This window comes from Lentibacillus sediminis (assembly GCF_002763455.1).
GTDB classification, from domain to species: Bacteria; Bacillota; Bacilli; order Bacillales; family Amphibacillaceae; genus Lentibacillus_D; species Lentibacillus_D sediminis_A.
This window is the reverse complement of sequence record NZ_NIXK01000002.1, coordinates 587,771-598,622: the sequence shown is the minus strand read 5'-3', so window position 1 is coordinate 598,622 and position 10,852 is coordinate 587,771. Positions and strand designations below refer to the sequence as shown.

General features: G+C 40.8%; 13 protein-coding genes and 1 riboswitch. Of the genes, 9 read left to right on the top strand and 4 right to left on the bottom strand.

Annotation, left to right across the window (positions count from 1 at the left end; translation table 11 throughout):
• Positions 1 to 185 precede the first annotated feature (185 nt).
• The 9 genes from CEG13_RS18720 to CEG13_RS07050 all read left to right on the top strand — a co-directional run bounded on the left by CEG13_RS18720 (position 186) and on the right by CEG13_RS07050 (position 5,802).
• Positions 186 to 359 carry a DUF4111 domain-containing protein gene (locus CEG13_RS18720; protein WP_158234657.1) on the top strand — a complete coding sequence of 58 codons (174 nt, stop codon included), beginning with the start codon at positions 186 to 188 and terminating at the stop codon, positions 357 to 359.
• A complete protein-coding gene (locus CEG13_RS19345) occupies positions 356 to 607 on the top strand; it encodes an aminoglycoside adenylyltransferase domain-containing protein (protein ID WP_158234656.1) in 252 nt (83 codons plus the stop codon). The genes CEG13_RS18720 and CEG13_RS19345 overlap by 4 nt, the downstream gene beginning before the upstream one ends.
• The gene (locus CEG13_RS07075) at positions 576 to 1,631 is read left to right on the top strand and encodes a DUF2332 domain-containing protein (protein WP_100011172.1); all 1,056 of its coding nucleotides are present in this window, start codon (positions 576 to 578) and stop codon (positions 1,629 to 1,631) included. The genes CEG13_RS19345 and CEG13_RS07075 overlap by 32 nt, the downstream gene beginning before the upstream one ends.
• A complete protein-coding gene (locus CEG13_RS18715; RefSeq protein WP_158234655.1) occupies positions 1,628 to 1,777 on the top strand; it encodes a hypothetical protein in 150 nt (49 codons plus the stop codon). Before CEG13_RS07075 ends, CEG13_RS18715 begins: the two co-directional genes overlap by 4 nt.
• Positions 1,778 to 1,878: 101 nt before the next feature.
• Positions 1,879 to 2,316, top strand: a complete 438-nt coding sequence (locus tag CEG13_RS07070; RefSeq protein WP_100011171.1) for a CBS domain-containing protein — start codon at positions 1,879 to 1,881, stop codon at positions 2,314 to 2,316.
• A 190-nt stretch (positions 2,317 to 2,506) separates the two neighbouring features.
• Positions 2,507 to 2,869 carry a YuzC family spore coat inner layer protein gene (locus tag CEG13_RS07065; protein WP_100011170.1) on the top strand — a complete coding sequence of 121 codons (363 nt, stop codon included), beginning with the start codon at positions 2,507 to 2,509 and terminating at the stop codon, positions 2,867 to 2,869.
• 386 nt (positions 2,870 to 3,255) lie between these two features.
• Complete coding sequence (ectA, locus tag CEG13_RS07060) at positions 3,256 to 3,786, top strand: diaminobutyrate acetyltransferase (protein WP_100011169.1); 531 nt, start codon at positions 3,256 to 3,258, stop codon at positions 3,784 to 3,786.
• A 324-nt stretch (positions 3,787 to 4,110) separates the two neighbouring features.
• A complete protein-coding gene (gene ectB / locus CEG13_RS07055; protein ID WP_100011168.1) occupies positions 4,111 to 5,385 on the top strand; it encodes a diaminobutyrate--2-oxoglutarate transaminase in 1,275 nt (424 codons plus the stop codon).
• Positions 5,386 to 5,415: 30 nt separating this feature from the next.
• On the top strand, positions 5,416 to 5,802 hold the full coding sequence (locus tag CEG13_RS07050) for an ectoine synthase (protein WP_100011167.1): 387 nt from the start codon (positions 5,416 to 5,418) through the stop codon (positions 5,800 to 5,802).
• Between the two features lie 76 nt (positions 5,803 to 5,878).
• Here CEG13_RS07050 and CEG13_RS07045 read toward each other — a convergent pair whose 3' ends face one another.
• The 4 genes from CEG13_RS07045 to CEG13_RS07030 form a co-directional block, all read right to left on the bottom strand.
• Positions 5,879 to 6,940 carry a siderophore ABC transporter substrate-binding protein gene (locus CEG13_RS07045; protein ID WP_100011166.1) on the bottom strand — a complete coding sequence of 354 codons (1,062 nt, stop codon included), beginning with the start codon at positions 6,938 to 6,940 and terminating at the stop codon, positions 5,879 to 5,881.
• A gap of 363 nt (positions 6,941 to 7,303) precedes the next feature.
• The gene (locus CEG13_RS07040; protein ID WP_100011165.1) at positions 7,304 to 8,074 is read right to left on the bottom strand and encodes an iron ABC transporter ATP-binding protein; all 771 of its coding nucleotides are present in this window, start codon (positions 8,072 to 8,074) and stop codon (positions 7,304 to 7,306) included.
• Entirely contained in the window at positions 8,071 to 9,027 is a 957-nt protein-coding gene (locus CEG13_RS07035; protein ID WP_100011164.1) for an iron chelate uptake ABC transporter family permease subunit, read from the bottom strand. Before CEG13_RS07035 ends, CEG13_RS07040 begins: the two co-directional genes overlap by 4 nt.
• Positions 9,014 to 9,970: an ABC transporter permease gene (locus CEG13_RS07030; RefSeq protein ID WP_100011163.1), complete on the bottom strand. Its 957-nt coding sequence runs from the start codon at positions 9,968 to 9,970 to the stop codon at positions 9,014 to 9,016. Before CEG13_RS07030 ends, CEG13_RS07035 begins: the two co-directional genes overlap by 14 nt.
• A 737-nt stretch (positions 9,971 to 10,707) precedes the next feature.
• Positions 10,708 to 10,813, top strand: a riboswitch (SAM riboswitch).
• Positions 10,814 to 10,852: the final 39 nt, after the last annotated feature.

Below are 10,852 nucleotides of genomic sequence, written 5' to 3'. Positions count from 1 at the left end.
TTTGGACAGGGAGCCACCCCTCAAATCCATTATAAAGGTTTTTTTATGCCAAAAACACTTAAAAGTTGAAGATTCCTATTAATTTTTATTTTCACTTACAATTAATGCAATGCTAGTGAAAAGTACATAAAAAAAGATATCTGAAGGATGGGAATTACCTTTGTCACCATGCAAAAGATCCTGATTTGGCAGCACATATTACGGTGACAATCGAAAGAGGAGTGGCGCTGTATGGAGAAAGCATCCAGGGCGTTTTCCCACAGATTAATAAAGCTTATTACCTTCTGTCGATTTTACAGGATATTGAAGATGCTGAGGAGCAAATAGTGATAAAACCGGTATACTGCACTGCACCTTGAATCTTTGTAGAGTTTTACTTTACCTGAAAAATGGTAAGGTAGCTTCCAAAAAAGAAGGTGGCGAATGGGCGCTGGATGTGTTGTCGAGTGTCTACTACAATTGGGTTGCTTATTGTTTAAAAAATTATGTTGGAGCTTCTAACAAAATGCCAGATGACACGAAAACAGCAAAAAACTTTGCAGCCTATATGCTGCAGGAAATTAGGAGGGACTTGCATGGACAAAGCATATATTTCCCATCGTTTTAAAACTTTTGCCCATGATGAATGCCGGGGATCAAGTCAGTTATATGAAGATCTTTCCCTGAACATAGCGGAGGATGACATACTGCTCAAATTGTGTGAACATGCCGGGGAAGGACAGCCGGTACCCAATTTGCTTTTCGGGGCTGTCCATTATCTGCTCATGGAAGGAAAGCAGCATGAACTGCGGAAATTTTATCAAAGTCTCGTTCCATATCCAGAAGACGCAGATGGAAGCTTTCTTTATTTCCGGGATTTTTGCCATACTTATTATGAAGAAATCTTGCGACTGCTGGAAAATAAGCTGGTGCAGACAAATGAGGTAAGGCGCTGCAGTTTTTTGTACCCGAGTTTCTGCTATATTTATGAATTAGCGAAACGACCGTTGGCACTTGTCGAGATTGGAACCAGTGCAGGGTTACAACTGCTGTGGGATAAGTACAGCTATTCTTACGGGACGGATGAAAGGTACGGGAATGAGCGAGCTGATGTACATATACGGGGAGAAGTCAGCGGGAGCAGCGTCCCATTTTTGCTTGAAGAAAGTCCGCCTGTTGCCTCAAGAACTGGGGTCGACCTGCATATTAATGACTTGCGAAAATTGGAAGACCGCCGCTGGCTGGAGGCATTGATCTGGCCGGAGCATGTGACAAGGAGAAAATTATTTTCCGATGCTGCATATGATGTCATTAACACGCCGTTAGAATTATTGGAAGGGAATGGGGTGGAACTGCTGCCGAAAATCGCCCGCACGATACCGGAGGACACGGCGCTTTGTGTGTTCCATACTCATGTAGCCAATCAGATGCCAAAAGCAGAAAAGACAAAGCTCTTGCAAGAAATAGGAAACATTGGCAGAGAACGTGATGTTTTTCATCTGTACAATAATATGCAAGATAGGGATCTGCATCTGGATTATTATTTGCAGGGAAAAGCATTTGCTCAGGTTCTTGCAAAAACCGATGGGCATGGCAGGTGGTTTACCTGGGAAAATGTCAAAAACAGCAAAAATCAGGAGGGAAGTATATGAACCTGGTTACGATTATTTTGCTGATTGTGTTGCTTGCAGTTTTTTTGTACTTCTTTCGTTTATCCATTCGCACCAACTCCAGCAGGCATAACAAACACACTCGATTTGAATTTGAAAAGATCTGGGAAAAATTTTTCGATAGGTGATTCCAGGCATTTCAGACCGTGTATGCAGGTGATTGCAAAAACTTCCTCTCATAATATGCTGGATAACACTTATCCTAACTAGTGAAAGGGAGGTTTTTCTAATGAGTCAGCAATTGCGAAATTTCATGTCAGCCAATGTATACACGGTAAATGAGAATCAATCGGTTCAGGAAGCAGCCAATTTAATGAGTCAGCACAATATTGGTGCCGTGCCAGTTGTTAATAGCAGCGGACAAATCGCCGGTATTATTACGGACCGCGATATTACTTTGCGTTCAACAGCTCAGGGAGAGGCTGCACAAACGCCGGTATCACAGGCGATGACAGCACAGAAAGTCGTCCAGGGCACCCCTGATATGGATGTTCATGAAGCGGCACAGCTGATGTCTCAGCAGCAGATCCGCCGTTTGCCTGTTGTTGAAAATGGGCAGGTCGTCGGGATGGTTGCTCTTGGTGACCTTGCTGTGAACAACCAATTGAACAACGATGCAGAGCAAGCGTTATCCAATATTTCAACGCCTTCCGCTCCGCAAAAATAAAAAGAAACTCCCATTCAAAACTTAATCGGAAAAGACTGCTCGATTGAGAGCAGTCTTTTTCGGTTTGAATTCTTTCTGTTTGGTCACTAGCGGCATTTGTGATTTTGCGGGAGGCTGCGATATACATACCCCTTTCACTCTCCCTCTGCATATAGTTTTAAGAGAAGACTGGATAAAAAGGGGAATATTTATGTGTTATTTTTACCATCCCGGCTGGTGCATGCCATATCATATAGGACCTTACTGGAACACGAGACAATATCCTCCTGTGAACCCGGACCTGTTTTATCAGTCAGCCAATGAGACAAAGCGGCTGATGAGTGATGCCGGCAAAGTGCTTGATAAACTGGCAAACTCCAAGGAATTTGATGCCGAATTGATGAATGCCGCACAGGTTTCTGACACTGAAAAAGTAAAAGAGTTAATTGATTCCGTAGAGATCGATTCTGATGTCCACATCGATTTCAACCCCGACAATCTGCGCCTGGAATTTCGCTCCCAACTGGAAGGAACAGAATGCTGCCGCCTGCTGCTTGCCCTGCGCTGGCGCTGAGCCCGGTAAGGCTGTTTTTAGCGAACAGCCTTTTTTATTTTGCTGAAACGGCGGTCGGTAGGAGGTTGCATCGAATATAGGGTGTGCAACTTCAAGTTCGAAAGTCAACGAATCAACCAGAGAAAGCAAGGAATCGACCCGAAAAACAAAAACACCACCCAAGAAAAACCAAATCAGCTAAAAATCTGTACAATTTAAATGATTTGCCAGCTATTAATAGGGAACTTCATCTATTGAGAACTAATCCCCGCTCAGCCTGTTTAAACACGCTATATCCTCATTTATCCGTTTTGACGAAATTTACCAATCCCTTTAACCTTAAATGGTGAGTGTTTTTAAAAGCAATTTGCGGAGGTGAGAGCATTAACAAGGGAGCAATTGGTGAATTGACAAAAACAAAAAATGAGCAAGCAGAATTTCATTTTCGTAAGCCGGAAAAAAGTGATGGAGGCGCAGTCTGGGAACTGATTAAACATACCGGTGTCCTGGATCTCAACTCGTCGTACAGCTACCTGATGTGGTGTGAAATTTTTTCGGAGACATCTGTGGTTGCCGAACGTGATGGGGAATTAGTCGGTTTTATTTCCGGTTTTATGCATCCGGACCACCCAACCACCCTGTTTATCTGGCAGGTGGCTGTCGATTCCTCCCAGCGCGGGCAGGGACTTGGCACAAAAATGCTGTTTGAGCTTTTAAACCGGGAATCTTCCCATGATATTAAGATGGTGCAGGCAACGGTGTCCCCATCCAATCTGCCGTCCAGGAAATTGTTTAAAGGACTGGCGGAGAAGTTGGACACCCAATGCGAAATTGATGCCTATTTCACGGAAGATGATTTTCCGCGGGAAGGGCATGAAGAAGAATTACTGTATAAAATTGGACCCATTCAAAAAGCAAAAGCGGAAGCGCCCGTTTAGCGACGTATGGACTGCGCCTGGCCATGCCAGGTGGATCAGCGTTGCCGCGCAAAGCGGCGGTTTTAGCTGATCATTCTTCCGAGGAGATAAAGGAAACACGCCCCTTCATAGGGGTGTGCCGACGTTGGCCGCAAAGGCCGGTTTTAGTCGGCCTTCCTTTTCTTTACGAGCCGATGTTGACTTATCGTACGGAGGTGAAGGAAGTCCACTACAGCTTTAGCGCTGGAGCTGGCCGAGGCATATGCTGGGTTTGGCTATCCACAATGTGCAGTAATTTCTTATTTGTTTAGCAGCAAAAAAATATCATGATAAAAGGATGATTGGATGACAACAGCAGTAAAGGATATGAAAATGAAAACCTTTGAAGAAATAGAATCCGCCGTAAGAAGCTACAGCCGAGGCTGGCCGGCAATTTTTGAAAAAGCCAAGGGCTATAAGCTGTGGGATACGGATGGAAAGGAATATATCGATTTTTTTGCAGGGGCAGGGACCATGAATTATGGTCACAATGATGATAAGATGCAGGAAAAAGTGATTGAATATATTAAAAATGATGGGATTATTCACAGCCTCGATATGGGCACAACCCCAAGAAAAGACTTTCTGGAACGCTTCAAAGAGGTTATTCTAACACCCCGTGATCTGGATTATAAGATCATGTTTCCTGGACCGACTGGAACTAACACGGTGGAAAGTGCATTGAAAATTGCCAGGAAAGTGACCGGCCGTGATACTGTGATTAGCTTTACGAATGCATTTCACGGCATGACGATCGGGTCGCTTTCTGTTACGGCGAATTCATTTAAGCGGCACGGAGCAGGGGTTCCGCTCCATCACACCGTTTCCATGCCATTTGATGAGTATGTCGAGGACCAGGATTCCATTGCCTATCTGGAACGCTTTCTGGAAGACAGCGGCAGCGGGGTTGCCCTGCCGGCGGCGATTATTCTGGAGACTGTTCAAGGTGAAGGCGGCATTAACGCAGCAAGGATGGAATGGCTAAAAGCTATTGAGAAAATTTGCCGGCGCTGGGATATCCTGCTGATTGTTGATGATGTTCAGGCAGGGAACGGGCGAACCGGGACGTTCTTCAGCTTCGAACCAGCCGGCATCAAACCGGATGTCGTCTGCCTTTCCAAATCCATCGGCGGCTTTGGCTTGCCTATGGCAATCACACTGATTAAGCCGGAATACGACCAGTGGGGGCCTGGTGAGCATAATGGAACCTTCCGCGGAAATAATCTGGCCTTCATTGCTGCCACCGAAGCACTGACTCGCTGGGAAACCGATGCATTCAGCAAGGATGTGCAGGAAAAGGGAGCGTACCTAAGTGAAGTGATTCAAGCGCTGATTGAAAAATACCCGGAAATGAACGGTGAAGCCAGAGGCAGAGGATTGATGCAAGGAATTGCTATGGATAAAGAAGATCTTGCCAGCGACATTTGTGCAGAAGCGTTTAAGCGCGGTCTGATTGTGGAAACATCAGGACCAGATGATGAAGTGGTCAAATTCCTTCCGCCGCTCATCATTGATAGGGACGGACTGGAAAAAGGACTGGCGATTCTGGAAGACAGCATCCAGCAAGCATTGACTAAATAAAAATATGTGTAAAGATGAGGAGAATGAGAATTGATTATTAAATCACTGGACAACATTATTGGCACCGAAGACGAGACATCTTCAGAGAACTGGACGAGTCGCCGGTTTATCCTGAATAAAGACGGGGTTGGCTTCAGCATGAATGATACAATTATCAAAGCCGGCACCGACAATTTTTTCTGGTATAAACACCATATTGAAGCAGTTTACTGTATTGAAGGCGAAGGGGAAATTGAAAAAGTGGAGACTGGCGAGGTATTTGAAATCAAGGCAGGGACGATGTATCTCCTGGATGAGAATGACAAACACCGCTTGCGTGCAACGACACAAATGCGCATGGTCTGTGTGTTTAACCCTGCGCTTGTTGGTACGGAAACCCATAATGAGGAAGGGTTTTATCCGCTATTGACTGAATAACACAAAAGAATAAGTTTTCGTGATTAAAGAAGGCAGCCATTTGGCTGCCTTCTTTAATAGGTTATAGGGATTTAACTTATTCCAACTCAGCTAATAATTCTTCCATTTTTGTAAGCTCAGATTGTAAACCGGAGCCACCTAAGTACCATAGTTGGCCGTCTAAGTAAACAATTTGGTCATTTTGATAAGCAGTAGTTTGCTGAATAATCTCATTTTCCATGTCAGCTTCAATATTTGAATTACCCTCGCTAATGGCTGCAGTACGGTCGATGACGAACAGCACTTGTGGATCGAATTCTAAAACTGCTTCATATCCAAAGTTAGAACCGTGGCTTGAAGATTCGATATCTTCTGTCACCGGCTGGAATCCGTATACATCATAAATGTACCCAAAACGAGATGGCGTTGAATATCCGGATAATTGACCTTCATTGTACAACGTTACTAAGCTTGAGTCATAATTTCCAGCAAGGCTATTGATTTCTTCTATTTTAGAATTTAACTCAGCCATATGTTCTTCAGCTTCTTCTTGTTTATCGAACATTTTCGCAGCTAAATCTACAGAAGCTGTAAATGTTTCCCAATAGTTTTCTTGATCAGCACCCACGAATACTACATTAGGAGTAATTTCTTTCAATTGATCATAGAATGCAGCTTGGCGACCAGAAATAAAAATTACATCCGGCTCTAATGCTGCAATATCTTCAAGTAGCGGTTCTTTTAATGTACCGATATTTGTATACTCATCTGAATTGTAATCCTCAAGGTGAGTTGGTAAGGTAGCTCCTTTAGGAACCCCAACAATCCCTTCAATACCAAGTGCATCCAGTGTATCTAAGAAACCATAATCAAATACAACAATATTTTCAGGCTGGGACTCGAAATTTACATCTTCAAAATTACTTTGAGTTCCATCTCTGCTTTCATGTGAAGAAAGGGTTGAAGAAACTGTCATTGGATATGTAGAACCAGATTCTTCTGCGCTCTCATCTGTATTCTCATCTGCAGCCTCTTCCGTTGTTTCTTCCCCACCAGAAGCTGTATTTCCTTCTTCATTAGCGGATTCATTAGAACCACAAGCTACGAGAAAGAGCACTAGCATTGCAAATGTAATGCCAAGTAATATCCTTTTTTGCATAATATTTCTTCCTCCTAATATTATATTAGCCATCCAATTAATAATGATAATCATTCTCAATTAAGGCTATAATCATTATAGAATTATTAATCGTTGCCGTCAATACCCTCTACAAATTTTTTCTAAAAAATTCAAACAAAAATTTTAAGTTACTTTAGCAGATAAGAAAGCATAAAACTTTCTTATCCTGCATAAGTGCAACTAAGGCTTTCGCCATAAAGGCTTGGCGAAAAGCCAAGTTTTCTGATAATGTGGCATACCATCTTTAATAAAGGCTGTTTGTAATATACAACAGCCCGCACATAACGAAGAAGACTACGTTTATACGGGCTGACAGGCTTAAAAATGCGTTTATTATTCCGACTAATTAGCATGAGCATTAAAATATACACAAATACGGCAACCGTTCTGTTCCTGAATTGGTATATCCATTCCATAAATTTCACGCAGGGTTTGGGAGTTAATGATTTCATTTGTCGGACCGTTTTTCACTAATTTTCCATCCTTTAAGGCGACAATACGATCTGAATAGACAGATGCAAAATTAATATCATGTAAAACAATAACAACTGTTTTACCAAGCTCGTTTACAAGCTTCCTTAGTGTTTTCATAATTTGTACAGAATGCTTCATGTCCAAGTTGTTTAAGGGCTCATCAAGTAATATATATTCTGTATCCTGAGCAATTACCATCGCGATAAAAGCACGCTGTTTCTGCCCGCCGGATAACTCATCAATCAACTGGTCCTCCATATCATGTAAATTCATATAATCAATAGCCTGATCGATGAACTTTTCATCTTCCGCTGTCAAGCGGCCTTTAGAATACGGATAACGGCCAAATGAAATTAATTCACGTACAGTTAAACGTACATTTAAAAAGTTGGACTGTTTTAAAATGGAAACACGTTTTGCAAACTCATTCGACTTCCACTTTTTCACATTATTTTGGTCAAGTAATACTTCACCGGTATCAGAGTCCAATAACCGGCTCACCATTGACAATAATGTAGATTTACCAGCTCCATTCGGACCAATAAATGACGTTATCGTCCCGGGCTTAATGTTTATTGAAACGTTATCTACAACATTCTTTTTACCAAATTGCTTTGTCAACTCTTTGATTTTAATCATTTTATCGCCCTGCTTTCCTTTAATAGTAAGTAAATGAAGTAAATACCACCAATGAAATTAATAATAACACTCAATGTCGTACGCAATTCAAATATATGTTCAACAATAAATTGTCCCCCTACTAACGCAATAATACTTATAAGACTTGCACCTAAAATGAGGGTGGAGTGCTTATATGTAACCAAATATTGGTAGGACAAGTTTGCTACCAATAAACCTAAGAATGTAATCGGACCAACTAAGGCTGTTGACGTAGCAATCAACACCGATGCTAAAATTAACACATTCATTACCATACGGTCGTAATTAATACCAAGATTCATTGCATTTTCACGACCAAGCGACATAACATCCAGCTGATCCATAATACGATGGCCGTAAATAAATGCAGCGAATAAGATGGCAATCGCAATATACAAAACTTCTGCTTTAACATCCATGAAACTTGCAAATAAGAATGTTTGTAAGCTCATATATTCAACAGGATCAATTAAAACCTGGAGAAAAGTTACCAAACTCCCGAGAAGCGTTCCTAAAATTATACCAATTAGCAGCAGTAAATAGATTGGATATTTATTTGTTCTGAATAGAAATCGGTATAAAACAAGCGCAAATAGAACCATTGCAATAAGTGCTGCACCAAAATTTAAATAGTTATTTATTACCCAAATCGACGTAGATCCTGCAAGGAAAAAAATTAGTGTCTGCACTACTTCATACATGGAGTCAACCCCCATAATGGAAGGGGTTAATATACGGTTTTGTGTAATGGTCTGGAAAGCAACTGTTGCATAAGAAATAGCTACTCCTGTAACCACCATTGCCGCTATACGAAGAACACGTCTGGGAAAGGCGTAATCAAAACCACCCTTTATATCATAAAATGCGTATAATAGAACACTAATCATTGCCAGTACTGCTAAGAAAATCAACCTCTTACTAATTCTTTGCATATGCTCTCCCCCTAAATAACAAAATTAAGAAGATTGCACTGCCAATTACTGCCACTGTAACGTTTACTGGTATCTCATACGGATGTACGATGATACGGCCGATTATGTCGCAAATTAATAAAAATGCAACCCCAAGTACCATTGTAAGAGGTATTGTTTTACGAATGTTATCTCCCTGAAAAATAGATACGATGTTAGGTACGATAAGACCTAAAAACGGAATAACACCGACAGTTAGTACGACAGATGTAGAAATAATTGCGACAAGCATAAGACCTAAATTAAGGACCAGCTTATAACTCATACCTAAGTTCTTCGCCAGATCCTCTCCCATACCGGCAACGGTGAACTTATTTGCATAGATATAAGCGAGAACTATAGCTGGAATACTTATATATAATAACTCATAACGACCAGCAATAATTGTTGTGAAGCTGCCCATAAACCAAGATTGAAGGTTTTGGAGAATATTAGCTTCATAACCGAAAAATACAGTAATAGAGCCTAGAATATTCCCATACATAAGCCCAATTAATGGAACAAATATAACATCTTTAAATTTAATTCGTTCCAGGATTTGCATAAAAAGGAAAGTGCCTGCTAAAGAGAACACGAAACTGAAGATAATTTGCTGTGTGTACGTGACATTTGTAATAAACAGCATCGATATCATGATCCCCAGTTTAGCAGCATCCAATGTTCCGGCTGTTGTTGGAGATACAAATTTATTTCGACTCAGACTTTGCATAATCAGACCAGCTATACTCATTCCTGCGCCTGCCATTATTATTGCCAATAACCGGGGCAATCGGCTTATTAAAAAGATTTGCATCTCATCCGAATCCGGGTCCAGCAAGTCACTTAAGGTAATATCTATCGCACCTATAAATAGTGATATCACTGATAGAATCATCGTTACAATTATTAATATCCATAGTTTCATTCTTAAACCTCATAACTTGTTGTTCTGGTTCGTAACTGAAATTTATTCATTATATATTAGAAACATCCATGAACGCATGTTCTGAATAAGGCTGTTCTGCTATGCGAAGAAAATAGAGACAGAGCTTACAATATTACTAAACGTTAAACAACCTAAAGGAATAGTATAAAAGCCGCACCACTAAAAAACAGCTGCAAGATAATACGATGAGTGCTAAAACTAGGGTAGCGTATCACCATGTATCGACCTCTTCTTGGAAAAAAAGCTGGAGATTTTACTGTGCTCCCCATTTCTCTCTATTTTCGGTTATTAATAATAAGTATCATTTTCAAACTGCTCTAATTAAGAATGATATTCATTCTCAATTAAATTACATCTTAAATATAACACAAATTAGAGAAAGGTCAATGGAAATACAGCAAGTAATTTTAGAATTTTTGTGAAGGGAGAGAAAAGCGATGGAACGTGGAGAGTTTGGAAGGCATTTTATTTTGTTTAGGGTAGGGGTTCTTGACGCAGTTTTTTGCAGATGATCCTGCGAGACAGTGGAATGGTATTGTTTTAATGTATGTGATATACTTAGTTAAACATAAGTAAACAGATAAGATTAATTTTTTAAGGAGTGAGAATGTCCAAACAAAAAGAAAAAGAGCAGCATAAGTTTATAAAAAGAGTTCTTTCCTTCGCTTGACATTACTGAAAATTACCTTTATTATAGGTTGATAATTATATAGATTTTCTTATCCAGAGAGGTGGAGGGACATGGCCCTTTGAAGCCTCGGCAACAGGTTCGTAACGAATACTGTGCCAATTCCATCAGGCAAAGTGTCTGGGAGATAAGAAGAGATGCAACCATTTTCGAATGTCAGGCTCTTTTCTTAT